Genomic DNA, 25,132 nt, shown 5'->3' with positions numbered 1-25,132 from the left:
ATGTCCGGAACCGCCGAGCCGCTGCCGCTCGCCCTGCCGCAGCGCGGCCTAATCCTGCGCGAGAGCCGCCAGCTCTGGGCGGCGCTCGCCGCCCTGATCGTCCTGCCCTTCGCCCTCGACGCGATCGGCCTGACGCTGATCACCGCCACCGACGTGGTGATCTTCGCCCTGGCGGTGCTCGGCCTCAACATCCTGGTCGGCTGGACCGGGCTCACGTCGTTCGGCCACGGGGCGTGGTTCGGGATCGGCGCCTACGCGGTGGCGATCCTCCAGATGCGCCTCTTCCCCGGCGACATGGCCCTGCCGCTCCTCGGCGCCCTGGCGATCACCGGGCTCGCGGCCCTCGCCGCCGGCGGCCTGATCCTCCGGCGGCGGGGCGTCTACTTCTCGCTCCTGACCCTCGCGTTCACGGCGATGCTCTACGCCATCGCGTTCCGCTGGACCGACCTCACCGGTGGCGAGAACGGCATCGGAAACCTGCACCGCTGGGCGGCGCTGCAGGAGCCCGGCGCCTACTACGCCGCGGTGTCCGGTATCGCCTTCGCGGTCCTGATCGCCCTGTGGCGCTTCCGGCGCTCGCCCATGGGCACCGTCCTGGTGGCGATCCGCGAGAACGAGCAGCGCGCGGGATTCCTCGGCTACGCCACCAACCGCTACAAGCTCGCGGCCTTCGTGATCTCGGCGACGATCACCGGGCTGGCGGGGGCGCTCGCGGCCTACAGCCACCGCTTCACCTCGGCCGACCCGATCTCCATCGCCTTCTCGGGAGAGCTGCTCGCCATGGTGGTGATCGGCGGGATGCGCTCGTTCCTCGGGCCGGCGCTCGGGGCGCTGTTCTACATCCTCTTCCGCGAGTTCCTGTCGATCTACACCGCCGATTGGCTGCTGTATTTCGGCCTGCTGTTCGTCGCCTTCATCGTGTTCTCGCCGGACGGCCTCGTCGGCATCGCGGCGCGGCTGCTCAAGCCGTTCCGGCGCGTCCCGACCGAGGGCGCGGCCATGTCGGCCCGCCGTGCCGGCGCCTCGGGCCGCGTCCCGGCCCGCTTCATCGCGGAGGGGCGCGGCGACGGCCCGGTGCTGGTCGCCGACGAGATCCGGAAGAGCTTCGGGCCCGTGAAGGCGGTGCGCGGCGTGTCCTTCGCGGTGGCCGACCGGACGCTCCACGCCCTGATCGGACCGAACGGCGCCGGCAAGACCACCGCCTTCAACCTGCTGTCCGGGATGTTCCGCCCGAGCGGCGGCAGCATCCGACTCGACGGAAGCGAGATTGCCGGCTTGGAGCCGCACGCCATCACCCGCGCCGGGATCGGCCGCTCGTTCCAGATCACCAACCTGTTCCCGGGCCTCTCCGTGGAGGAGAACGTTCGCCTCGCGGTGCAGGCCCGGCACGCCGCGCATTTCAGTCCCTGGCGGGACGCGCTGGCCGTCCGCGAGATCGCCGACGACACCGCCGAGCTGCTGCGCTGGACCGGCCTGTCCGGCATCGAGCGGGCCGAGGCCGGCAGCCTGTCCTACGGCGGCCAGCGGCTGCTCGACATGGGGCTGGCCCTGGCCACGCGGCCGCGCGTGCTGCTGCTCGACGAGCCCCTCGCCGGGCTCGCGGCGGCCGAGCGCGAGCGGGTCGGCGACCTGATCAAGGCGCTCTCGGCCGACATCCCGGTGCTCCTCGTCGAGCACGACATCGACCGCGTCTTCCGCCTCGCCGACCGCGTCACCGTGATGGCCGACGGCGCCGTGCTGGTCGACGGCTCGGTCGCGGACGCCCGGGACGACGATCGGGTGCAGGCGGTCTATCTCGGCTCGGGCACGGCGGCGATCGCCGCGAAGCCGCGCGCCAGCGCCGCCGAGGCCGAGACGCTGCTCGCCATGGAGGGCGTCGACACCTTCTACGGCAAATCGCACATCCTGAACGGGGTGAACCTGGCGGTGCGCCGGGGCGAGGTCGTGGCGCTCCTCGGACGCAACGGGGCCGGCAAGTCGACACTGCTCAAGACCCTGATCGGCACCGCGCCGCCGGCCGCCGGCCGGATCGTCCTCGCCGGCAAGGACATCGCCGGCCTGTCGCCCGACCGGATCGCCCGGCTCGGGATCGGCTACGTCCCGCAGGGGCGGGCGCTGTTCGCCGGCATGACCGTCGCGGAGAATCTGGGCCTCGGCCGGCTGCGGCGGCTCACCGGCGCCGGCATCCACTGGGACGAGGAGAAGGTCCTCGAGTTCTTCCCTCGCCTGAAGGAGCGCTGGACCGTCGACGCGGCCCGCCTGTCCGGCGGCGAGCAGCAGATGGTGGCGGTGGCCCGCGCCCTCTCGGGGGACACGCGGCTCCTCCTCCTCGACGAGCCCTTCGAGGGCCTGTCGCCGGCCGTGACGGAAGAGCTGTTCGAGGCCTTCGACCGGCTCCGCCGGGAGATCGCGATCATCCTGGTGGACCACCACCTCGACCTCGCCCTGGCGCTGTCCGACCGCACCGTCGCCCTGGAGCGCGGCAGCGTGCAGTGGACGGGCGAGTCGCGTCTCCTGCGCGAGGATCAGGAGTTGAGGCGGAAGGTGCTGTGGCTATGACCGAGAGCGTCGCGATCGTCGGCGCCGGCCTGATCGGCCGGGCCTGGGCGATGATCTTCGCCCGTGCCGGCTGGGACGTGCGCCTGTTCGATCCCGCGGCGGGCGTCGCCGAGGCCGCGATCCCGCTCTGCGCCGAGGGGCTGCGGACCCTGGCGGCGAATGACCTCTGCGCGGATCCCGCGGGTGCCGCGGCGCGCATCCGCGCGGCCGGCACGCTCGCGGCCGCCCTCGACGGCGTCGCCTTCGTGCAGGAGAACGGACCGGAGCGGCTGGAGGTGAAGCGGAGCCTCTTCGCGGACCTCGACGCCGCGACGCCGCGGGAGGCCGTCATCGCCTCGTCCTCCTCGGCGATCCGCTGCTCCCTGTTCACCGAGGATCTGCCCGGTCGGGCCCGGTGCCTCGTCGGCCATCCGGTGAACCCGCCGCACCTGATCCCGCTGGTGGAGATCTCCGGCGCGCCGTGGACGGCGCCCGAGGTACTGGCGCGGGCCCGTCAGGTTTACGAGCAGATCGGGCAGGTCCCGATCACCGTGTTGAAGGAGATCGAGGGCTTCATCCTGAACCGGCTCCAGGGCGCCTTGTTGGCGGAGGCGTTCCGCCTCGCCTCGGAGGGCTACGTCACCCCGCAGGACCTCGACAAGACCGTCGCGGACGGCCTCGGCCTGCGCTGGAGCTTCATGGGTCCGTTCGAGACGATCGAGCTCAACGCGCCCGGCGGCATCGCCGATTACTGCGCGCGCTACACCGGTTTCTACAAGAGCCTCGCCGCCGACCCGGCGCCACCCTCGGTCTACGAGGCGCCGGCCACCGAGGCGATCCTGGCCAAGTGGCAACCGCCGACCGATCTGCCCGCACGCATGAACCGCCGCGACGCGCGGCTGGCGGCGCTCCGCGCCCACAAGGCTTCACGGAAGGACTGAGCATGGCCTCACAGCGGAAAGTCATCATCACCTGCGCGGTGACGGGCGCGATCCACACGCCCAGCATGTCGCCGCACCTGCCCGTGACGCCCGAGGAGATCGCCGACGCGGCCATCGGTGCCGCCGAGGCCGGCGCCGCCATCGTCCACCTGCACGCCCGCAACCCGGAGAACGGCCAGCCCGACCAGACACCCGAGGCCTTCGCCAAGTTCCTGCCGGTGATCAAGCAGCGCACGAACTGCGTGGTGAACATCACCACCGGCGGCGCGCCGACCATGTCGATCGAGGAGCGTGTGCGCCCGGCCGCGACCTTCCAGCCGGAGGTCGCCTCGCTGAACCTCGGCTCGATGAATTTCGGCCTGTTCGGCATGCTCGACCGATTCAAGGACCTGAAGCACCAGTGGGAGCGGGACTATCTCGGCAACAAGGACATCATCTTCCGCAACACGTTCGGCCAGATCGAGCACATCCTGACGACCTGCGGCCCGAACGGGACGAAGTTCGAGTTCGAGTGCTACGACACCGCGCATCTCTACAACCTGAAATACTTCTTCGACCGCGGGCTGGTGCAGGCGCCGCTGTTCATCCAGACGGTCTTCGGCCTGCAGGGCGGGATCGGCGCGCATCCGGACGACGTGATGCACATGAAGCGCACCGCCGACCGTCTATTCGGCGATCAGTACCGCTGGTCGGTGCTGGGCGCGGGCCGCAACCAGATGAACATCGCCGCCATGGCGGCCGCGATGGGCGGCAACGTCCGCGTCGGCCTCGAGGACAGCCTCTGGGACGGTCCGGGCAAGCTCGCCGAGACCAACGCCGCGCAGGTCCGGCGGGTGCGCGCGATCATCGAGGGGCTGGGCCTCGCGGTCGCCTCGCCCGACGAGGCGCGCGAGATGCTGGCGCTGAAGGGCGGCGACAAGGTCGCGTTCTGATCGATCAGTCGATGGACGATGCGTCGCGGAAGGTGGGACGCATCGTCCGAGAGCGGCTGACGTTCAGGCTCTTCCGTCCTTGCGAGCGCAGCGAAGCAATCCAGGCGCGCCTCAGGCCTCCGATCGCGCGCAACACTGGATTGCTTCGCTGCGCTCGCAAAGACGTAGGCGAGCGCTCACGGCGAACCGAACACGCGATCCAGATCCGCCTGCGCGACGCCGTCGATCTCCAGGATCTTCAGCCGGCTCTGCTCGCCGGTCACGATGCGGACCGAGCCGCGGCTGACCTTCAGCGCCTTGGCGATCAGCGCGACGAGCGCCTCATTGGCCGCGCCCTCGACCGGCGGGGCGGCGACGCGGACCTTCAGGTAGGGCTGCCCCTTCTCGTCCCGGGCCCAGCCCTCAGCGGCGTCGCGCCCCCCGCGCGGCGTCAGGCGCACCGCCAGACGGATCGCCACGGCGGAGCCCTCAGAAGATCTTGCCCGGGTTCAGCCGGTTGTCCGGATCGAGCGCCCGCTTCACGAGCCGCATGACGGCGATCTCCTCGGGCGAGCGTGACAGCTTCAGCTTGGCCCGCTTCTCGAGCCCGATCCCGTGCTCCGCCGAGACGGAGCCGTTCAGCTCCGCCAGCGGCTCGTAGATCGCCGCATCGATCGCCGCGTTGCCGGCGGCGTCGAGGCGGGTGGTGTTCCAGTGGAGGTTGTTGTCGCCGATATGCCCGTAGACGACCGCCCGGCAGCCCGGGATCGCCGCGAGCCGGTCGAGCGCGCCGCGGACGTAGCCGTCCATCCGCGCGAGCGGCACGCTCACGTCGAAGGCCCGGTCGATCGCGTCGGCGTTCAGGTGCTCGACGCGGTCGCGGATCCGCCACATGCCACGGCGCTGCTCCTCCGAGGCGGCGACCACGGCGTCGAGGATCGTGCCGTCTCCCATCAGCCCTTCCAGCAGGCCGAGGAACCGGTCCGATTCCTCGGGGACGCACTCGACCTCGATGATCGCGTAGAACGGGTAGTCCGGTCCCAGCGGCGGGGTCGCGCGCCCGGGTGCCGTCATCAGCCGGTAGAAGTCCGGCCACAGGCCTTCGAACGAGGAGACACGCCCCTGGAAGGCGCTCTGCGCCGCCCGCAGCACCCGCGCGCCGTCGTCGACCCCGGGGCACGCGATCAGCGCCGTCGCGTAGCCGGCGGGCTCCGGCCGCAGGCGGATGACCGCCCGCGTGACGATGCCCATCGTGCCCTCGGTGCCGAGGAAGAGCTGCTTGAGGTCGAGCCCGGTATTGTTCTTGATGAGCGGCCGCATCGACGACACGACCGTGCCGTCGGCGAGCACCGCCTCCAGGCCGAGCACCATCTCGCGCATCATGCCGTAGCGCAGCACCCGCAGGCCGCCCGCGTTGGTGGAGATCGCGCCGCCGATCGTCGCCGAGCCGCGGGCCCCGAGATCGAGGGGGAAGAACAGGCCCGCCGCGGACGCGGCGTCCTGCACGCTCTCGAGGGTCGCGCCGGTGCCGACCACCACCGTCATGCCGAGCGGGTCCACCGGCTCGATGCCGGTCATGCGCTCGGTCGACAGGGTGATCTCGTCGGGCTGGCAGAGCGTGCCGTCGACGAGGCCGGTGGCGCCGCCCCGCGGGACCACCGCGACGCCCGCCGCGTGGCAGGCGGCCATGACGGCGCCGGTCTCCTCCGTGCTGCGCGGGCGGACCAGCGCCAGCGCGGCGCAGGGCTCGGTCGGGCGCGTCCAATTAGCCGAGCGTCCCCGCAGCTCCGCGCCGGTGACGAGACCGGACGGTCCGACGATCGCGGCGAGGCGGTCGAGGAAGGCGGTGTCGGTCATCGGCATCATCTCGGGGCTCGGTCCGGTGGCCGCTCTGTCACAGAATCCCGCGCGCGGCGAGGTTCCGCATGAGCGCGCGGGCGCCGAAGGTCCAGGGCTCGCAGGCGTCGCAGCGGCGCATGCGGTTGACGAGGCTGCCGAGTTCCGGGCTCGCCACCACGACGCGGTCGCCGTCGGCGTGGGTGAAGCCGAGGCCCGGCCCGTGCCGGTCCTGGATCGGCGCGAACATGGTGCCGAGAAGGAGGAGGGCGCCGTCGGGGTAGTCGTGCGTCCGCCCCATCAGCGCCTCCGCCAGCTCCTCCGGGTCGCGGCTGATCTCGGAGAGCGGCGAGGTGCCCTCCAGCCGGAAGCCGTCCGTGCCGGTCACCTCGAGGGTCACGGTCGTGCGGCGCACGTCGTCGAGGCCGAATGTCCCGTCGAACAGGCGCAGGAACGGCCCCACGGCGCAGGAGGCGTTGTTGTCCTTGGCCTTCCCGAGGAGCAGCGCCGACCGGCCCTCGAAGTCGCGCAGGTTCACGTCGTTGGCGAGCGTCGCCCCGATGATCCGCTGGTCGGAGGCGACCGCGAGCGCCACCTCGGGCTCGGGGTTGTTCCAGTGCGAGTCCGGGTGCAGGCCCGCATCCGCGCCGCAGCCGACGGCCGAGAGCGGCTGCGCCTTGGTGAAGATCTCGGCGTCCGGGCCGATGCCCACCTCCAGATACTGGCTCCAGGCGCCCTGCGCGACCAGCACCTCCTTGAGGGCCATGGCCTCGGGCGAGCCGGGCTTCAACCGGCGCAGGTCGTGCCCGACCAGGCGCTCGACCTCGGCGCGGATCGCCGCCGCGGCGGCGAGATCGCCGCGTGCGCGCTCCTCGATCACCCGCTCCAGCATCGAGGTGGCGAAGGTCACGCCCGCCGCCTTCAGGGCCTGGAGGTCGACCGGGGCCAGGAGCCAGGGCTTGGTGGCGTCGCGCGCGTCCGGCGGCGTGTTGGCCAGCACCGCGTCGAGGCTGCCGAGGTCCTCGCCCTGGGCGCCGCGCAGGGCGGCGGCGGGGTCTCGGGCCTCGCACAGGTCGCTGACGGTGGGGAAGGCGGCGGTAACGTCGACGATTCGGGCCGCACCGTCCGCGTCGGCGCGGATCGCCACGACGCTCGGACCGGCCACGTCCGGCCGCCACACCCGGCCCACGAGGGCGCCCCGGCATCCGTCGGCGGGCAGGATCTCCCGCGCGGTCAGGCCCGATAACGACATGTGCTCATGCCCCTGAATGTGTGACCCCGAGATGTCCGCGCGCGACGGGCCCGGTTCCGGGACCGCGGCCGGCGCGCGATCCCATAGCATTCCGCGCCGCCCGTCATCCCGCCGGAAGTTTCACCGGGCCGCGCTCGTCACGGGCGCCGGGGGGCTCGCCTGACAGATCCAAGATTATCTGCAGCTTTGCCAGGAGGCCGGCTTGCTTTCCCGCGAACCCTCATTTGTACTACTGCCCTAGAGCCGCCGACAGAGCGGCCTTGATCGGGAGGAAGCATGGCCTCGGTGGGAATCCGCGAGGTTCGCAAGGCTTTCGGATCGACGAATGTCCTGCACGGCGTGTCGGTGGATATCCGGGACGGTGAATTCGTGATCCTGGTCGGCCCGTCGGGCTGCGGGAAATCAACGCTCCTGCGGATGATCGCCGGGCTCGAGAACATCTCCGGCGGCGAGATCCGCATCGGCGAGCGCGTGGTGAACGATGTGCCGCCCAAGGAGCGGGACATCGCCATGGTGTTCCAGAACTACGCCCTCTATCCGCATCTCACCGTCCGCGAGAACATGGCGTTCTCGATGCGGATCCGGAAGGCGCCGGCCTCCGAGATCGATCTCCGGGTCAACAAGGCCGCCCAGATCCTCGGGCTGGCTCCCCTGCTGGACCGCTACCCGCGCCAGCTCTCGGGCGGCCAGCGCCAGCGCGTCGCCATGGGCCGGGCGATCGTGCGCGACCCGCAGGTCTTCCTGTTCGACGAGCCGCTGTCCAACCTCGACGCCAAGCTCCGCGTGGCGATGCGCACCGAGATCAAGGAGCTGCACCAGCGCCTGAAGACGACGACGATCTACGTCACCCACGACCAGATCGAGGCCATGACCATGGCCGACCGGATCGTGGTGATGCACGACGGGGTCGTGGAGCAGATCGGGCCGCCCCTCGAGCTCTACGACCGGCCCGACAACCTGTTCGTCGCCGGCTTCATCGGCTCGCCGGCCATGAATTTCATGCCCGGCAAGGTCCGGGCGAACGGGCGTCTGACCTTCACCACCGAGACCGGCCTGTCGATCCCGCTCGCCGACGCGCCCTCTGGGGTCGACGGTCGGCCGCTCATCCTGGGCGTCCGCCCCGAGCATTTCGACCTCGCGCCCGAGGGGATCGCCGCGGAGGTCGTCGTCGTGGAGCCGACCGGCTCCGAGACCATGCTGGCGGTGCGGGCCGGGGGCCAGGACCTCACCTGCGTGCTGCGCGAGCGCGTGCGCGAGCGGCCGGGCGAGACGATCTCCCTGCGGCCGAACCGCGTGCACTTCTTCGACGCCGAGACCGGCCGTCGCCTGCCGAACTGACCCGCGTCGGATCCGACGCGGATTCGAGGCGCGCGGCGCCTCCAGGATCACGATCACCGAGGGAGAAGAAACGATGTCCGTTCTCGATCGCCGGTCCCTCCTCGCGGGCGCCGCAGCGACAGGCCTCGCCGCCGGCGGCGACCTCCTCGGCTTCGCCAAGGCCTGGGCGCAGAACGCGGAGTGGAAGCCCGAGCCGGGGGCGAGCCTGTCGCTCCTGCGCTGGAAGCGCTTCGTGCCGGCCGAGGACGAGGCCTTCATGAAGCTCGTCGACGCCTTCACCAAGGCGACGGGCGTCAAGGTCACGGTGACCAACGAGTCGTTCGACGACATCCAGCCCAAGGCGTCCGTCGCCGCCAACACGGGCCAAGGGCCCGACATGGTCTGGGGTCTGTTCTCGTTCCCGGCGCTCTTCCCCGACAAGTGCCTGCCGCTCGAGGACGTGGCGGAATCCCTCGGCAAGAAGTACGGCCCCTGGTTCCCGTCGGCCGAGGCCTACGGCAAGGTCAAGGGCAAGTGGATCGCGATCCCCGTGGCGTTCAACGGCGGCTATCCGAACTACCGCATCTCGGCGATGAAGAAGGCCGGGTTCGACAAGTTCCCCACCGACACGGCGGGCTTCCTCGAACTCTGCCGCGGCTTGAAGAAGAACAACACGCCCGCCGGCTTCGCCCTCGGCCATGCGACCGGCGACGGCAACACGTGGTGCCACTGGGCGCTCTGGTCGCACGGCGGCAACCTCGTCGACGCCAACGAGAAGATCGTCATCAACTCGCCCGAGACCGCCAAGGCGCTCGAATACGTCAAGTCCCTGTACGAGACCTTCGTGCCCGGCACGGTGTCGTGGAACGACTCGTCGAACAACAAGGCGTTCCTGGCCGGCGACCTGTACCTGACCAACAACGGCATCTCGATCTACGCGGCGGCCAAGAAGGACAACCCGAAGCTCGCCGAAGACATGGACCACGCGGTCTGGCCGATCGGCCCGGTCGGCAAGCCCACCGAGTTCCAGCTCGCCTTCCCGATCCTGGCCTTCAAGTACTCCAAGGCGCCGAACGCCTGTAAGGCCTTCATCGCCTTCATGATGGAGGCGGCGAACTACAATCCCTGGCTGGAGGCGGCCCAGGGCTACCTCTGCGAGCCGCTGTCGAACTATCCGAAGAACCCGATCTGGACGAGCGACCCGAAGAACGCGGTCTTCGCCGAGGCGGGACGGCGCTCCCTGGCGGCGGGCGGCCTCGCGCCGGTGAGCGAGCGGATCGCCGCGGTGCTGGCCGACTTCGTGATCGTCGACATGTTCGCCAGTCACTGCACCGGCCGCGAGGACGTGAAGGGCGCCATCAAGAACGCCGAGCGCGCCGCCACCCGCATCTTCCGGAACACCTGACCGCACCCGCCGGAGGCGAGACGATGGCGCACACGGCCCTGACGCAGCCCGCCCCGGCCGCAATCCCCACCCGCTCGGCCTGGCAGCGCGTCCGCGCCAGCCGGGGCTGGGCGGGGTTCTGGTTCATGCTGCCGACGGCGCTGATCCTCGGCCTGTTCCTGGCCTACCCGCTCCTGAAGGGCATCTGGCTGTCCTTCACCAACGCGCGGATCGGCCGAGACGGGGTCTTCGTCGGCCTGGAGAACTACGAGTGGCTCTGGGACGACGACGTCTTCTGGCTCTCGGTGTTCAACACCTGCCTCTACACGGCGGTGGCGTCCGTGGTGAAGTTCGGGGTCGGGCTCTACCTCGCGTTGCTGCTCAACAAGAACATGCCGTTCAAGTCGATCATCCGGTCGATCGTGCTGATCCCGTTCGTTGTGCCGACCGTGCTGTCGGCCATCGCGTTCTGGTGGATCTTCGACAGCCAGTTCTCGATCATCTCCTGGTCGCTGCGCCATCTCGGGGTGATCGACGGCAACATCGACTTCCTCGGCGATCCCGCCATGGCGCGGGCCTGCGTGATCTTCGCCAACATCTGGCGGGGCGTGCCGTTCATCGCCATCACGCTGCTCGCCGGTCTCCAGACGGTCTCGCCCTCGCTCTACGAGGCCGCGACGCTGGACGGCGCCTCCAACTGGCAGATCTTCTCGCGGATCACCCTGCCGCTGCTGACCCCGATCATCGCGGTCGTGATGACCTTCTCGGTGCTGTTCACCTTCACCGATTTCCAGCTGATCTGGGCCATGACGCGCGGCGGCCCGGTGAACGCCACCCACCTGATGGCGACCCTGTCGTACCAGCGCGGCATCCTCTCGGGGACGCTCGGCGAGGGCGCAGCCATCGCCACCGCCATGGTGCCGTTCCTGCTCGCGGCCATCGGCATCTCGTGGTTCGGCCTGCAGCGCAGGGCCTGGCAATCCGGGGGGAACGACCGATGAGCGCGCCCGCACCGCCGGCCCACGCCGATCCGCATCTCAACTCCGTGCTGGAGGCGCGGCCCGCCGGGCTCACGGACAATTCGGAGGGCATGGCCTATCTCGAGCGCCTGCCCCGGCGGCTCGTGACGACCTACCTGCCGCTCCTCCTCATCCTCGCCGTGCTGCTGTTCCCGTTCTACTGGATGGCGCTGACGGCCATCAAACCGGACGAACAGCTGATCGACATGGAGCGGTTCAACCCGTTCTGGGTCGTGGATCCGACGCTCAAGCACATCAACAAGCTCCTCTTCGAGACGCAGTATCCGCGCTGGCTCTGGAACACGATGTACGTGTCGGTGGCGGCGACCGTGCTGTCGCTGTTCGCGAGCGTGCTCGCCGCCTACGCCTGCGTCCGCGTGCGCTACCGGGGCGCCGGCTGGGTCGGGGCGGCGATCTTCCTCGCCTACCTCGTGCCGCCCTCGATCCTGTTCATCCCGCTCGCCACGATCATCCAGGCCTACGGCCTGTTCGACTCGCCGATCGCCCTGATCCTCGCCTACCCGACGATCTTGATCCCGTTCTCGACGTGGCTCCTGATGGGCTACTTCAAGACCATTCCCTACGAGCTGGAGGAATGCGCGCTGATGGACGGCGCCAGCCGGTGGCAGATCCTCACCAAGATCATCCTGCCGCTCGCCTTCCCGGGGCTGATCTCGGCGGGGATCTTCTCGCTGACCCTGTGCTGGAACGAGTTCATCTACGCGCTAACCTTCCTGTCCTCGACGCAGAACAAGACGGTGCCCATCGCCGTGGTGAGCGAGTTCGTGGATGGCGACGTCTACAAGTGGGGGTCGCTGATGGCCGGCGCGCTGCTCGGCTCTCTGCCGCTGGTGATCCTCTACTCGTTCTTCGTCGAGTACTACGTCTCCGCGCTCACCGGCGCCGTGAAGGAATAGGGGACGGGCAGGACCGTCGTCGTCGCGCGCGCAGCGAAGCGCGCCGGGGCGGCGGGACCTCGGTCGGCGTGGCGCGGGCCGGATCGCTGCGCTGTGCTCGCGAGGACGGAGACCGTTGCCAGCAGAGCTCGACGACGCCGAGAATGCGCGCGGATCCGCCGGCGCCGAATCGCGGACCGGCCCCATCTAAGGTCACGCCATGGCCCACTTCATCGACGCCCGCTCCACCCTGGTCAACGACGCCGTCGACGGCCTCGTCGCCGCGAGCGGCGGACGCCTGGCACGGCTCGACGGCGACCCGGGCATCCGCGTCGTCCTCCGCGCCGCTCCGGATCCCGGGAAGGTCGCGGTCATCTCCGGCGGCGGCTCCGGCCACGAGCCGGCCCATGCGGGCTTCGTGGGACCGGGCCTGCTCAGCGCCGCTGTCTGCGGCGACGTCTTCGCCTCGCCGAGCGTCGACGCGGTGTTGGCCGGGATCCTCGCGGTGACGGGGCCGGCGGGGTGCCTGCTCGTCATCAAGAACTACGCGGGTGACCGGCTGAATTTCGGGCTCGCCGCCGAGCGCGCCCGGGCGCTGGGCCACAGGGTCGAGACCGTGATCGTCGCGGACGACATCGCGCTGCCGGACGCCAAGCAGCCGCGCGGCGTCGCCGGGACGCTGTTCGTCCACAAGGTGGCGGGTCACGCCGCGGAGGCCGGGGAACCGCTCGAGACCGTGGCGTCGCTCGCCCGCCGGGCGGCCGGGGCGGCGAAGTCGCTCGGCATCGCGGTCTCCACCTGCACGATCCCCGGCTCGCCGCGCAGCGAGCGGCTGGCGGAGGGAGAGGCCGAGCTCGGCCTCGGCATCCACGGCGAGCCCGGCGCGGAGCGCATCGCGCTGCCGAAGGCCAGCGACCTCGCCGAGCTGATGGCCGATCGTCTCGCGCGGGCCGTCGAAGGTGCGGACCGGCTGGCGCTGCTCGTGAACAATCTCGGCTCCGCCTCCGCGCTCGAGATGCAGGTTCTCACCCGCGCCGTGCTCGCCACCGACCTGGGGCGGCGCGTCGGCCTGCTGCTCGGGCCCGCGCCGCTGATGACGGCGCTCGACATGCACGGTGCCTCGCTGTCGGTCCTGCCGCTCGACGACGCGCTGGAGCGCGCCCTGTCGGAGCCAGTCCCGGTCCCGGCCTGGCCCGCGGCGGTGCGGGTCGCGCCGCCGATCCTGCGGCCGGTGCCCGAGGGACTCGCGGGCGAGGCCTTCGCGCCGTCGCACGACGCCGTCACCGCCGGCCGGATCCGGGCCGTCGCCGAGGCCCTGATCGGGGCCGAGGACACCCTGAACGGCCTCGATGCCAAGGTCGGGGACGGCGACGCCGGCACGACCTTCGCGGGCGCGGCCCGCGCCGTCCTGGCCGATCTCGACCGGCTGCCGCAGGCGGAGCCCGCGGCCCTGTGCCGGGCGCTCGCCGAGCGGATCGGGCGCGCGGTCGGCGGATCGAGCGGCGTGCTCGGATCGATCTTCTTCGCCGCGACGGCCTCGGCCCTCGCCGACGGCGCCGCGTGGCCCGAGGCTCTCGGGCAGGGCGTGGCGCGCGTCCAGGGGTACGGCGGCGCCCGGGCGGGCGACCGCACCCTACTCGACGCCTTGATCCCCGCCGTCGAGGCCCTGACGGGCGGCGATCTCGCGGCCGCCGCGACGGCGGCCCGGGCCGGCGCCGAGGCCACGGCCGGCATGGATCGCGCCGGCGCGGGCCGCTCCAGCTACCTCGCGGCCGGGGATCTCGCCGGTGTCCAGGATCCCGGCGCCGCCGGCGTCGCGGCGGCGTTCGGGGCCCTAGCCGGGGCGTAGGAACTGGGCGCCGCGCGCCGTCACCCGGCATCCGTTGACGCTCCACCCGTCGAGGCCTACCCCATCCCCATGCGCACCGGCCTGATCCTCGACGATTACCAGCAGGCGGCCCTCGCGCTCGCGGACTGGGCGCGCCTCTCCGACCGCGTCGCGATCTCCGCGATCAGCCAGCACATCCCGAACCCGGACGACCTCGTGGCGCGGATCGCGCAGGCCGAGATCCTCGTGATCATGCGGGAGCGGACGCCGTTCCCGGCGGCTCTGCTGGAACGGCTGCCACGGCTGGAGCTCCTCGTCACCAGCGGCATGCGCAACCTCGCCATCGACCTCGCGGCGGCCCGCGCGCGCAACGTCGTCGTCTGCGGCACCGATTCCAGGCCGACGCCGCCGACGGAGCTGACCTGGGCGCTGATCCTCGGACTGGCGCGCCACGTGGCGCCGGAGAGCCTGACCCTGCGCGCGGGCGGCCCCTGGCAGAGCACGATCGGGACCGATCTCGCCGGCGCGACCCTCGGCGTTCTGGGCCTGGGGAAGATCGGGACGCGGGTGGCCGAGATCGGGCGCGCCTTCGGCATGCGGGTGATCGCCTGGAGCCCGAACCTCGACGATGGTCGCGCCGCCGCCGCCGGGGTGGAGCGGGCGACCTCGAAGGAAGCCCTGCTGGAGGCGAGCGACGTCGTCACGATCCACCTCGTGCTGGGCGACCGGACCCGCGGCCTCCTGGGCGCGGCCGAGCTGCGCCGCATGCGCCGCAACGCTTTTCTCGTGAACACCTCGCGCGCGCCGATCATCGATCAGGCCGCGCTGGTCCAGGCGCTGGAGGAGGGCTGGATCGCCGGCGCGGGCCTCGACGTGTTCGAGACCGAGCCGCTGCCGGCCGACAGCCCGTTCCGGCGCCTGCCGAACGTGCTGGCGCTGCCGCATCTCGGCTACGTGTCGCGCAACAACTACCGGACCTTCTTCACCCAGGCGGTGGAGGACATCGAGGCCTGGCTCGCCGGCGCCCCGATCCGGCAACTGGGCTGACGTCGCGGAGCTTGCCGGACCCGGGCTCAGTCCCGGCGCGGGTCCAGCGCGTCCGCGAGGCCGTCGCCGATCAGGTTGAGCGCCACCAGGGTCGCGATCAGGAACGCGGCCGGGGCCGCGAGCAGGTGCGGCGCCGCCTCGATGGAGCGGGCGCCCTCAGCGATCAGGACGCCCCAACTGGTCTGCGGCTCCTGAACGCCGAGCCCGAGGAACGACAGGAAGCTCTCCAGCAGGATCACCTGCGGCACCAGCAGCGTCGCGGTCACGGCCACCGGGCCGAGGGTGTTCGGCACGATGTGCCGGAGGATGATCCGGGGTGTCCCGAGGCCGAGTGCCCGCGCGGCGCGGACGAAGTCGCGCTCGCGCAGCGACAGGGTCACGGCGCGCACCACCCGGGCCATGTCGAGCCACTCCACCGCGGCGATCGCCACCAGCATGAGCAGCAGGCTCGGGCGGAAGAAGACCAGCAGCAGGATCACGAAGAACACGAAGGGGAGCGCGTAGAGCACGTCGACGGCGCGCATCATCACGGCGTCGACGGCGCCCCCGACGAAGCCCGCAATCGCCCCGTAGGCGACGCCGATGAGCAGGGCGACGAGGCTGGCCGCGAGCCCGATCGCCAGCGAGATCCGGCCGGCGACGAGGCAGCGGGTCAGCAGGTCGCGGCCCTGGATGTCGGTGCCGAGGGGGAAGTGCAGGCGCCGGACCGGCACCGCCACGACGAGGCCGCGGCCGCCGTCCCGCTCGTCCACGACGACGGGCGTCCCGAACTGGGCCGAGCGCGGCAGGTAGACGAGGCTACGCCGGTCGACGCCGGCATCGGAGCCGAGGGTGAGCCGCAACGTGTCGCCGTCGCGCTCGACGGCGTCGAGCCGCGCGCGCATGCGGAAGGCCAGACGCTCGAGCGCCGGCCGGAGACGCGCGGCGTCGGGCTGCGCGGAGACACCGGCCGGGAGCTGGCGCAGGTCCGGATAGGCGCGCTCGGGGTCGTGGCCGGTGAGGTTCGGGCCGACCAGGCAGGCGAGGGCGATCAGGACCAGCACGGCGAGCGCCGCCACGGCGGTCCGCTCCCGCGCGAACCGGAGGACGGCGCGCCGGGCCGGCGCCGTGGAAACCGCCGTCACGCCGCCACCCGGAGGCGCGGGTCGAGCCACGCGCAGGCGAGGTCGGCGGCAAGGTTGAGCAGGATCACCAGCCCGGCGACGAGCAGGACCGTGCCCATCACCAGCGTGTAGTCGCGGTTGAGCGCACCCTCGACGAAGTACCGGCCGATCCCCGGAAGCCCGAAGATCGTCTCAACCACCACCGAGCCGGTGAGCAGGGCCGCCGCCAGCGGTCCGAGATAGGCCACCACCGGCAGCAGCGCCCCCCGCAGGGCGTGCCGGGTGACGCGGGCCGGCGGCAGGCCGAGGCTGCGCATGGTGCGGACGGGCTGCGTCAGCAGCGCCTCGGCGAGCGAGGTCCGGGTCAGCCGGGCCAGGGCACCGACCTGCGGCAGGGCCAGGGTCACCACCGGCAGGACGAGGTGGCTCGGGGCGCCGTCGTTCCAGCCGCCGAGCGGCAGCCAGCGCAGGGTCAGGCCGAAGGCGATCTGCAGCAGGGGCGCGACGACGAAGCTCGGCAGCGAGAGGGTCAGGGCGGCCCCGACGCCGAGCAGCCGGTCGACGAGCCCGCCGCGCCGGAGCGCCGCCGCGATCCCGATCCCGACGCCGAGCGCGGTGGCCAGCGCGAGGGCGAGGGCGCCCAGCGTCGCCGAGACCGGCAGGCCCCGCGCGATCAGGCCGAGGACGCTCTGGTCGCGGAACGAGAAGGACGGACCGAGGTCGCCCCGCGCCAGCGCCGCGAGGTAGCTGCCGAACTGCGCGATCAGAGGCCGGTCGAGGCCGTAGACCCGGCGCAGGTTCTCCATGGCGGCGGGCGCCAGCGGCCGCTCCAGATCGAAGGGGCCGCCAGGGGCGAGCCGCATCAGGAAGAAGCTGACGGTCACCACGGCGAGCAGCGTCGGCACCGCCTGGAGGAGGCGGCGCAGGATGAAGCGGATCACGCGTCGAGCCTCATGAAGCGGGTCGGCGCGGCGTTGCGCAGGTTCGGGTGGTAGCCGTGCAGCCGCGGCGCGATCAGGGCTTTGGAGCGGTAGTGCATCAGCGGGATCCAGGGCAGCTCGCGCAGGGCGATCGCCTCGGCGTCGTAGAGCAGGCCGGCCCGGCGGGTGAGGTCGCGCTCGGTGGCGGCCCGCGCCATCAGGGCGTCGTAGGCGGCGTCCGACCAGTGGCCGGCGTTCATGCCGTCATTCCCGCTCTGAAGCAGGAACAGGAAGTTCTGCGGATCGGAATAGTCGGCGATCCAGCTGTAGCGGGCGACGTCGAAGTCGCCGCCGTCGCGCAGGTAGGCGAAATGCGTCTTCGCGTCCGTGTAGACGTAGCGCGTCACGATTCCGAGGTCGCGCCACATCTCGCCGAGCGCCACCGCGATGGTGCGGTTGTTGTCGCTGATATTGAACCGGTACTCCACGGTGAGTGGCCGGTCCGGGCCGAACCCCGCCTCCGCGAGGAGCCGGCGCGCCTCCGCCTCGTGGTCGATCGGCAGGCCGAGGCGGCCCTCGGTCTCGGGGGGCGTGCGGTAATTGTCGAGGCCGGGTGGGCACAGGGAGTAGGCCGGGCTCATGGTGCCGCCGTTGAGGCCGTCGGCGAGGTACTCACGGTCGATGACGAGCGACAGCGCCCGGCGGACGCGGCGGTCCGAGAACGGCGCCTTGCGAGTGTTCACCACCAGCGCCGCGAGCCCCAGCGAGGGGCCGAGCACCACCTGCGGCCCGAACCGCCGGCGCAGGTCGGTGATCTGGTCGACGGGCAGGTCGGAGAGGGAGTCGATCTCCCCGGCGGCGTAGCGGCGCACCGCGGCGGCGATGTCGGGCGTCGGCAGGAAGGCGACGCGCCGGATCGCGAGGCTCGCGGCGTCCGGATGGTGCGGGTTGGCCTCCAGCGTGATCGCGCCGCCCGGCACGCGGTCGGCGAGCCGGTAGGGTCCGTTGGTCACGAGGTTTCCCGGCCGGGTGAAGCTGTCGCCGTAGCGCTCGACCGAGGCGCGGTGGACCGGAAGCGCGGTCTGGTGGGTCAGGAGTTCCAGGATGTAGGGCGTCGGCTGTTCCAGCGTGATCGCGAGCCGGAGCGGCGCCTCGGCGGCGACGCCGAGGGCGTCGGCCGGCCGCTCGCCGCGGTTCACGGCGGCGGCGTTGCGGATCGGGAACAGGATCTCGGCGTATTTCGCCGCCGTGGCCGGGTCGAGCATCCGGCGGAACGCGTAGACGAAGTCGTTCGCTGTGACCGGCTCGCCGTTCGACCAGCGGCCGTCGGGGCGCAGGTCGAAATGCAGGCTCACCCCGTCCTCGGAGATCGACCAGGCGCGCGCCGCGCCCGGGATGATCGTGCCCCGGTTGTCGTAGGTGAGCAGCCCGTCGCAGAGGTCGCGCAGGATGTGCGCCTCCGCGACCGTGGACGAGCGGTGCGGGTCCAGCGTCTCGGGATCGGCGTCGTTGCCGCGGCGGTAGAGCGCGTCGGCCGCGCGGGCGGGCCGCACGGCCGCGAGGGCGAACGCGCCGGCCAGCCAGTCGCGCCGGCGCGGGCGCACGGTCAGGCGCCGGTATCCGGCTTCAGGCCGGCCGCCTCGATCCCCGCCACCGCGCAGATCTCGTCGTTGTCGGAGGTGTCCCCGGAGATGCCGACCGCGCCGAGAAGGCGTCCCTCGCCGGAGCGGATCAGCACGCCGCCCGGCACCGGCACGAGGGCGTCGGGCCCGGCGAGGTGCGTCACAGCGGCGACGAAGTAGGGCTGCTGCTCGGCCCGCGCGTGGATCGCCCGGGAGCCGAGGCCCAGCGCCAGGGCACCGTTGGCCTTGCCGCTCGCGATCTCGGCCCGGCGCAGGGACGTGCCGTCCTCGACCGAGACCGCCTTGAGCGCGCCGCGGGCATCGTAGACGACGACGGCGAGGGGCTTGAGGTTGCGGGTTCGCGCCTCCCGCAGGGCGGTGTCGACGATGGTGCGGGCGGCCTCGAGGGTCAGGTCGATCATCGGATTCCAACACGGACGCCGCTCCGGGCGGCGTCTCCATCCTTACGGACGGGGGCGCGCCGGGTCCACCGACGCGGATCGCTGCGGCCTCCGACACACGACTTCGACGTTCGGCGGCCGGCGCGAGCTCGACCCGCCGGTCTGCGAGCGCCTGCGCGCCGGTGTCCCGCGGGCCCGCTAACGGATCACGCCGGTCGCGCGGCCGGCAGGCGGATGATGCTCGCCAGGAACGCGTCGTAGCCGGCCGCCACCGCCTCCGGCCGCTCGAAATGCGGGAACGCGCCGGTCGGCAGGATGTCGACGCGCCAGTTCGGCCGGTCGGCGACCCGCGGCACCCGACGGTAGTCGACGAAGTCGCCGCGCTCCCCGTGCACCATCCAGACCGGGAGGCGCAGGCGCTCGTAGAGGCGGGTCGCATCGGTGGGGAACAGGTGGCCCGCGATGAAGCAGAACGGGGCGTGCTCGGCGCCGGGCTGGTGAGCCGAGGCGTGATCGTAGGCGAGCAGACCCTCGTCGATCTCGGAGGAACCGAAGGTCTTCTCCAGGAAGAACCGCATGCTCGGCCGCGTGACCAGCGCGTCGAAGAGCGGCCGGCCGAGCGGAGGGCGGTCGAGGACGCGGAGCAGCCAGTCGCGGCCGCGATGGCCGTCCGGCGGTCCCTCCCCGGAGAGCCGGGCGTCGAACCCCGTCGGGCTCACCAGCGCGAGGCTGCGATAGGCGTCGGACCGCTCCAGGCTCGCCCGCGCCAGGAACGAGCACGAGAGCGACAGGGCGAGGGCGTCGATCGCCCAGCCGCCGTGCCGGCTCCGGATCTCGTCGACCGCCGCGTGGATCGCCTCCACCATCAGGCGCGGCGTATAGCGGCGGCGCGAGCGCTCCGAGAAGCCGAAACCCGGGAGTTCCAGGGCGTAGACCGGGCGCGTGCCGCGGTAGCGCAGGTACAGCGGCCGGACCTCGTAGGCGTTGGCCGCCGCGTTGATCGAGTGGATGAGCAGGAGCGGCACGCCCTCGGCCTCAGCGGAGCCGTAGAGCGACAGCGCGCCGGCGCGGCGGGTTCGGATCCGCTCGTGGCGGCCCGGCAGGGCAGGCGGCAGGGTCATCCGCCGGTCCACGGCCAGCGCGCTCCAGCCGACCAGCGCCGCCGCCGATCCGGCGAGCGTCAGGGCCGCCGCGGTCGCGGCGCGACCGGTGCGATGGCGGGACACGGAACTCATCGGAACACCTCGACGTCCTTCCCGCGGCGGCGGGCCGTGGCCGACAACGCCGGGCCCGCGGGGAAGTGCCCTTCCGGACGCTACGAGGCGTGGCCGGCGAGGCTGCCGGCATTCACCGCCGGGGCCCGGCTCGCCGGCCGCGCCGGCGCGTCGCCCCGGCCCGCGGCCTCGCGCAGGAAATCCACCGTCGGCGCGTCGTTGAGCCAGCCCTGGACGCGCTGCGAGATCAGGAGCTTCCGCTCGCGCCGGTCGTAGTTCGCGTAGGAGGCGGCGACGAATTCGGGCCGGCTCATCGTGCGCGCGGGGCCGGACCGGCGCGTCTCCGCCTTGAAGAACAGGGCGCTGCCGGGCACGCCGTAATGCTGGGCGATCTCCGGATAGACCGGCCAGCTGCCCTGGCCGCCGAGATCGTCCGGGAGGAACGCGTCGAGGTCGCATTCCTCGAAGGGCACGCCGGCCCGGGTCAGCAGGCCGCGGGCGAGGTCGGCCACCACGTAGAGCTTCGTGTGGTTGATCGAGTGCATGAAGCAGCCCCGACGCGCCCAGCGCGTGAGGTGCGTGTCGAGATCGTACCCGGCCTGGACGCCGAGGCCGCGCAGGTACGCGACCGACTCGTCCCAGAGATTGAAGTATCCGAGGCGCTCGAAGACCGGCTCGGAGAACAGCCGAAGCGCCTGCGCCTGCGAGAAGCCCGACAGGTAGGCGAACAGCGTGATCGCCGAGTGCGAGTGCCCCATCGGACCCGAGATCAGGCCGTTCAGCGTGACGTGATCCTGAACGCCCACGTGGACGAGGTCGGGATGGTAGGCGCTGAACACGATGGTCGGGATCAGTCGGACCTTCGGGTGCGTCCGAAGCGTGTCGATCGAGCCGCCGCCCTTGAACTTGGGCAGGTAGATGCTGGTGAAGACGTGGTCGTACCCGTCCGCGTGCGCCATCAGGTCGGCGAGCCGCGGGAACCGGCGGGACGCCGTGAAGGCCGAGACGAAATCCACCTGCGCGTGCGGCAGCAGGTAGCGCATCGTCTTGGCGATGGATCCGGCCTGGCAGACCCCGATCACGAGGATGCGCGGCGATCCGGTCCGCTTCTTCCCGAACTGCGCGAGCCGGTGCCGCGCGCGCCAGAGGCTATCGACGGTCAACATCCGGCCTCTCTCGCATGTCCGCGGGCCGCGGGCAAACACCGCACCCGTGCGGATCCCGCGGGCCGGGACCGCCGATCGCGCCCATCGGGAGGAGCCCCCTCGCGGTGCTGACCGTCGGACGGACTGCGCGACCCGCGCGGCGGAACCGCAGCACACGGCGACGCGCGCCGCCTGTCAATCGCCCAGGCTTGAAAGCACGCGCTCGGGGATCTCCGATTATTCGGAGCACCGCCCGCCATTTCTGAGAAGAGCGGAAGCAACGCGTACAGCGGACCGCCGAATTCCTACGATGTCGCCACGATATAAAGTCCAAGAAAGTCCGTCACGGAGACGATTCAACTTGCGCGCTGTTGACAGAGTCAAGTCGTTGGATACAAATCCGATTCAACGAAGCATGAAGCTCGCGGACTGGGCGCTCGCGGTCATGAGGACCGGCAGGCCCCCGATGACCGAGGTGGATCCCCTCTCTCGCCGTGTTTCCGCGTCAGCGGCCGCTCCGACGGGCGCGGGGCATTTCCGACCGACCTGCCTGGACCACCGGCCACGGTCCGAGCCGCTCGGACGGCGCAGCCGCGGCATGCCCGCGGTGGCGCCCCTCCGCATCGCCGCGACGGTCGTCGATCCACGCCCGCATGGCCGTCGGCAAACGGTCGATGCGCGGGCGACGGCGCTGCGCGGGTCGGAGGCCGGGTTCCGCATCGGGTCGAAAGCTGGAGACTGCGCGATGGATTACGTACCTCCGATGGCCGCGATCGCGGCGGCCGCACAGAAGGCGCCGCCCGGCGAGGCGACCGTGCTTACCCCGGCGCGCGACGTGAATCCCGTCGCGGCGCCGGATCCGCGGTCGATCTACACGCTCACGCCGGAGGCGGCCGGGGCCGTCTTCGCGCTCGTCGAGAACCGCATCCAGGTGATCGACGCCGCGCTCGACGTGACCGACCGGCGGGGCACGCAGGTCGCTGCCGCCGCGATGGCGACGGCCACGGCGACGACCCCGGTCGTGTCGCCGGAGACGACGAAGACGATCGGCGCCGCCAATCGCAATTGGAGCGAGGATGTCCGATTGGATCACAGCCCGTCCCGGCTCGTCGGCGCCGACACGGTCGTGGCGTACGACAGCCCGCGGGTCACGGCGACCTGGAGCCTGGCCTTTCCGGACGTGCCCGGCCGGCGGTTCCGGGCCGTGCAATTGCCGGGTCCGAGCCTCCGCTCCGTCCTGCGCGAGGCAGAGGCCGGTTTGGACGACACGGGGAGCGACATCTACCTGCTCTGCAACAGCGCGCATTTCGAGACGATCCGCCAAGCCCATCCGCGCACCCACATCAACTGGATCAACGTCGACAACGACGAGATCGTCGTCGTCTGGCGGAAGCCGTCCGAGGCGGGCTAGCGACAGGCCCGACCGGCTCGGGGCGGCCGCGATCGCGACCGGACCAGGGCTACCCCGCCCGGACGAACGGGAGCCCGGCGGGACCGCCCGATCAGAGCGTCGGCAGTACCGCGCGCAGGTGGGCGGCGAAGGCGCGGGTCAGCGGCGCGGCGTGCGCCTCGTCCAGGCGGATCGTCAGGCCGATCCGCGGCAGCGCGGGCAGGCCGCTGCCGCGGTTCAGGATGCGCAGGTCGGGCGGGACCGCGGCGCGGGTGAGGACCGCGACCGCCTGGGCAGAGCGCGCCACCGCCAGCAGTCCGGACAGGCTGCCGCTCGCGTAGGCGATCCGGTACGCGCGCCCGCCCGCGTCGAGGGCGGCCCGCGCCGCCCGGTGGTCCAGCGTGTCGGGATCGCCGAGCGCCAGCGGCAACGGGTCGGGCCATGGCGCTTCGGCGCCGCGCGGCGCCACCCAGACGAGGTCCTCGCGCCGCAGGATCTCCCGCCCGGCCGCCAGCGGGACCGAGACGAGGGCCAGATCGAGCCCGCCGCGGGCGAGCCGCTCCTCCAGACGGGGCGTCGCGCCGCAGACCACCTCGATCGCCGCGTCGGGATGCAGGTGCGCGAAGCCGCGCAGCAGGGTGGGGAGGAAGGCCTGCGCGTAATCGTCCGGGCAGCCGAACCTGAGCGTGCCGTTGAGGCGGCCGCCGGACAGTTCCGCCACCGCGTCGTCGTGCGAGGCCAGGATCCGGCGCGCGTGGACGAGGAGGCGCTCGCCCTGCACCGTGAGCACCACCCCGCGCCCGGTCCGTCGCAGCAGCGGCTGCGCGACCAGATCCTCCAGCCGCTTCATCTGCATGCTGAGGGCGGCTTGGCTGCGCCCGACCCGCTCCGCGGCCCGGCTCAGCGCGCCCGTCTCCGCGACCGTGGCGAAGCTGCGCAGGAGGTCGATGTCGAGGCTCTGGGCCATCAGGATCGCTGAACCCTCGGTTCAGAACTATAAGCTTCTCTGGGGTTGCGGGCGGTCCTAGCATGGCGGGGCCTGCCACGGGACCCGGATCGATGACGACGCGGAACGACGACCCCGACTTCTGGACGCGCGCGCGCCGGCACCTCGTGCGCTACGGCGGCGCCTTCGCGCCGGTCATCATCGAGCGCGCGGAGGGCAGCTTCGTCTACGACGCGGACGGCCGGAAGATCCTCGACTTCACCTCCGGCCAGATGAGCGCGATCCTGGGTCACGGGCATCCCGAGATCGCCGCCGTCGTCGCCGACCACGTCGGGCGCCTGGATCACCTGTTCAGCGGCATGCTGAGCCGGCCGGTGGTCGACCTCGCGACCGCGCTGGCCGGACTCGCCCCCGGCGGGCTGGAGCGCGCGCTTCTCCTGACCACCGGCGCCGAGGCCAACGAGGCCGCCCTGCGCATGGCCAAGCTCGCCACAGGCGGCTGGGAGATCGTGAGCTTCGCGCAGTCGTGGCACGGCATGACGGCGGGCGCCGCTTCGGCCACCTACAGCGCCGGCCGCAAGGGCTACGGCCCGGCCCCGGTCGGATCCTTCGCGATTCCCGCCCCGAACGCCTACCGCCCGACCTTCGCGCGGGACGGGGCCGACGACTGGCAGACCGAGCTCGACTACGCCTTCGCGCTGGTGGACCGGCAGTCGACCGGCAACCTCGCCGCCTTCCTGGCCGAGCCGATCCTCAGTTCCGGCGGCATCCTCGAACTCCCGCCCGGCTACCTCGCGGCGCTGAAGCGCAAATGCACCGAGCGGGGCATGCTGCTGATCCTCGACGAGGCCCAGACAGGCATCGGCCGCACCGGCCTGATGTTCGCCTGCGAGCGCGACGGCGTGGTGCCCGACATCCTGACCCTGTCGAAGACCCTGGGCGCCGGCCTGCCCCTCGCGGCGGTCCTGACCACGCCGGAGATCGAGGATCTCTGCCACGCCCGCGGCTTCCTGTTCTACACGACGCACGTCTCCGACCCGCTGCCAGCCGCGGTCGGGCTCAAGGTGCTGGAGATCGTCCGGCGCGACGCCCTGGTCGGCCGGGCCGAGGCGGCCGGCGCGCGGCTCGCGGCGCGGCTGCGGGCGCTGCAGCAGCGCTTCGCCTGCATCGGCGACGTGCGCGGGCGCGGCCTCCTGCAGGGCGTGGAGATCGTGGCCGACCGGGACACGAAGGTGCCAGCCCCGGAGCTGGGCGACGCGATCACGCGGCGCTGCCTCGAACTCGGGCTGAGCATGAACATCGTGCAGCTGCCCGGCATGGGCGGCGTGTTCCGCATCGCCCCGCCGCTCACCGCCACGGACGCGGAGATCGACCTCGGGGTCGACATCCTGGAGCGGGCGATCGAAGGCTCGGTGTGAGGCG

21 protein-coding genes are annotated in these 25,132 nt (G+C 72.0%); 11 read left to right on the top strand and 10 right to left on the bottom strand.

From position 1 onward, the window contains the following. From C4T42_RS05380 to C4T42_RS05370, 3 genes are read left to right on the top strand one after another with little or no spacing between them, the layout of a single operon-like run. A complete protein-coding gene (locus C4T42_RS05380; protein WP_020091908.1) occupies positions 1-2,559 on the top strand; it encodes a branched-chain amino acid ABC transporter ATP-binding protein/permease in 2,559 nt (852 codons plus the stop codon). Then, positions 2,556-3,479, top strand: a complete 924-nt coding sequence (locus C4T42_RS05375; protein WP_103984796.1) for a 3-hydroxyacyl-CoA dehydrogenase — start codon at positions 2,556-2,558, stop codon at positions 3,477-3,479. Before C4T42_RS05380 ends, C4T42_RS05375 begins: the two co-directional genes overlap by 4 nt. A 2-nt stretch (positions 3,480-3,481) precedes the next feature. After that, complete coding sequence (locus tag C4T42_RS05370) at positions 3,482-4,411, top strand: 3-keto-5-aminohexanoate cleavage protein (protein WP_020091910.1); 930 nt, start codon at positions 3,482-3,484, stop codon at positions 4,409-4,411. A gap of 176 nt (positions 4,412-4,587) precedes the next feature. On the opposite strand, the gene C4T42_RS05365 is transcribed toward C4T42_RS05370, so the two are convergent. The 3 genes from C4T42_RS05365 to C4T42_RS05355 are packed head-to-tail and all read right to left on the bottom strand — an operon-like array spanning position 4,588 to position 7,478. Next, positions 4,588-4,869 (bottom strand): DUF167 family protein, encoded by a 282-nt coding sequence (locus C4T42_RS05365; RefSeq protein ID WP_020091911.1) that lies wholly within the window; start codon positions 4,867-4,869, stop codon positions 4,588-4,590. Between the two features lie 10 nt (positions 4,870-4,879). Beyond that, complete coding sequence (locus C4T42_RS05360; protein WP_244603170.1) at positions 4,880-6,247, bottom strand: FAD-binding oxidoreductase; 1,368 nt, start codon at positions 6,245-6,247, stop codon at positions 4,880-4,882. A 37-nt stretch (positions 6,248-6,284) separates the two neighbouring features. Next, on the bottom strand, positions 6,285-7,478 hold the full coding sequence (locus C4T42_RS05355) for a fumarylacetoacetate hydrolase family protein (RefSeq protein WP_020091913.1): 1,194 nt from the start codon (positions 7,476-7,478) through the stop codon (positions 6,285-6,287). A 276-nt stretch (positions 7,479-7,754) separates the two neighbouring features. Here C4T42_RS05355 and ugpC point away from each other — a divergent pair, with 276 nt between their 5' ends. From ugpC to C4T42_RS05325, 6 genes are all read left to right on the top strand, one after another. Next, complete coding sequence (gene ugpC / locus C4T42_RS05350) at positions 7,755-8,816, top strand: sn-glycerol-3-phosphate ABC transporter ATP-binding protein UgpC (RefSeq protein WP_020091914.1); 1,062 nt, start codon at positions 7,755-7,757, stop codon at positions 8,814-8,816. Between the two features lie 73 nt (positions 8,817-8,889). After that, positions 8,890-10,200 (top strand): extracellular solute-binding protein, encoded by a 1,311-nt coding sequence (locus tag C4T42_RS05345; protein ID WP_020091915.1) that lies wholly within the window; start codon positions 8,890-8,892, stop codon positions 10,198-10,200. A gap of 23 nt (positions 10,201-10,223) precedes the next feature. Beyond that, on the top strand, positions 10,224-11,180 hold the full coding sequence (locus tag C4T42_RS05340; protein ID WP_020091916.1) for a sugar ABC transporter permease: 957 nt from the start codon (positions 10,224-10,226) through the stop codon (positions 11,178-11,180). 89 nt (positions 11,181-11,269) lie between these two features. After that, a complete protein-coding gene (locus C4T42_RS05335; RefSeq protein ID WP_234082978.1) occupies positions 11,270-12,115 on the top strand; it encodes a carbohydrate ABC transporter permease in 846 nt (281 codons plus the stop codon). A 199-nt stretch (positions 12,116-12,314) separates the two neighbouring features. Beyond that, positions 12,315-13,943 (top strand): dihydroxyacetone kinase subunit DhaK, encoded by a 1,629-nt coding sequence (locus C4T42_RS05330; RefSeq protein ID WP_103984794.1) that lies wholly within the window; start codon positions 12,315-12,317, stop codon positions 13,941-13,943. Between the two features lie 69 nt (positions 13,944-14,012). Next, a complete protein-coding gene (locus tag C4T42_RS05325) occupies positions 14,013-14,969 on the top strand; it encodes a D-2-hydroxyacid dehydrogenase family protein (protein ID WP_020091919.1) in 957 nt (318 codons plus the stop codon). A gap of 26 nt (positions 14,970-14,995) precedes the next feature. Here C4T42_RS05325 and C4T42_RS05320 read toward each other — a convergent pair whose 3' ends face one another. The 6 genes from C4T42_RS05320 to C4T42_RS05295 form a co-directional block, all read right to left on the bottom strand. Continuing rightward, a complete protein-coding gene (locus tag C4T42_RS05320; protein ID WP_020091920.1) occupies positions 14,996-16,093 on the bottom strand; it encodes an ABC transporter permease in 1,098 nt (365 codons plus the stop codon). After that, positions 16,090-17,013, bottom strand: coding sequence for an ABC transporter permease subunit (locus tag C4T42_RS05315; RefSeq protein ID WP_103984793.1), 924 nt, complete (start codon positions 17,011-17,013; stop codon positions 16,090-16,092). The genes C4T42_RS05320 and C4T42_RS05315 overlap by 4 nt, the downstream gene beginning before the upstream one ends. Beyond that, positions 17,010-18,596 carry a peptide ABC transporter substrate-binding protein gene (locus tag C4T42_RS05310; protein WP_020091922.1) on the bottom strand — a complete coding sequence of 529 codons (1,587 nt, stop codon included), beginning with the start codon at positions 18,594-18,596 and terminating at the stop codon, positions 17,010-17,012. The genes C4T42_RS05315 and C4T42_RS05310 overlap by 4 nt, the downstream gene beginning before the upstream one ends. A gap of 2 nt (positions 18,597-18,598) precedes the next feature. Further along, on the bottom strand, positions 18,599-19,036 hold the full coding sequence (locus C4T42_RS05305) for a heme-binding protein (RefSeq protein ID WP_020091923.1): 438 nt from the start codon (positions 19,034-19,036) through the stop codon (positions 18,599-18,601). A gap of 185 nt (positions 19,037-19,221) precedes the next feature. Continuing rightward, the gene (locus C4T42_RS05300) at positions 19,222-20,250 is read right to left on the bottom strand and encodes an alpha/beta hydrolase (RefSeq protein WP_103984792.1); all 1,029 of its coding nucleotides are present in this window, start codon (positions 20,248-20,250) and stop codon (positions 19,222-19,224) included. A gap of 80 nt (positions 20,251-20,330) precedes the next feature. Further along, positions 20,331-21,395, bottom strand: a complete 1,065-nt coding sequence (locus tag C4T42_RS05295; protein WP_020091925.1) for a WcbI family polysaccharide biosynthesis putative acetyltransferase — start codon at positions 21,393-21,395, stop codon at positions 20,331-20,333. 724 nt (positions 21,396-22,119) lie between these two features. Here C4T42_RS05295 and C4T42_RS05290 point away from each other — a divergent pair. Next, on the top strand, positions 22,120-22,785 hold the full coding sequence (locus tag C4T42_RS05290; RefSeq protein ID WP_244603169.1) for a hypothetical protein: 666 nt from the start codon (positions 22,120-22,122) through the stop codon (positions 22,783-22,785). 91 nt (positions 22,786-22,876) lie between these two features. On the opposite strand, the gene C4T42_RS05285 is transcribed toward C4T42_RS05290, so the two are convergent. Then, complete coding sequence (locus tag C4T42_RS05285) at positions 22,877-23,731, bottom strand: LysR substrate-binding domain-containing protein (RefSeq protein ID WP_020091927.1); 855 nt, start codon at positions 23,729-23,731, stop codon at positions 22,877-22,879. A gap of 92 nt (positions 23,732-23,823) precedes the next feature. On the opposite strand from C4T42_RS05285, the gene C4T42_RS05280 reads away from it, so the two are divergent. Beyond that, a complete protein-coding gene (locus C4T42_RS05280) occupies positions 23,824-25,128 on the top strand; it encodes an aspartate aminotransferase family protein (protein WP_020091928.1) in 1,305 nt (434 codons plus the stop codon). Positions 25,129-25,132: the final 4 nt, after the last annotated feature.

Origin of the sequence: Methylobacterium sp. 190mf (assembly GCF_900107945.1) — a bacterium.
Lineage (GTDB): Bacteria > Pseudomonadota > Alphaproteobacteria > Rhizobiales > Beijerinckiaceae > Methylobacterium.
This window is presented reverse-complemented; position numbering and strand designations above follow the sequence as displayed.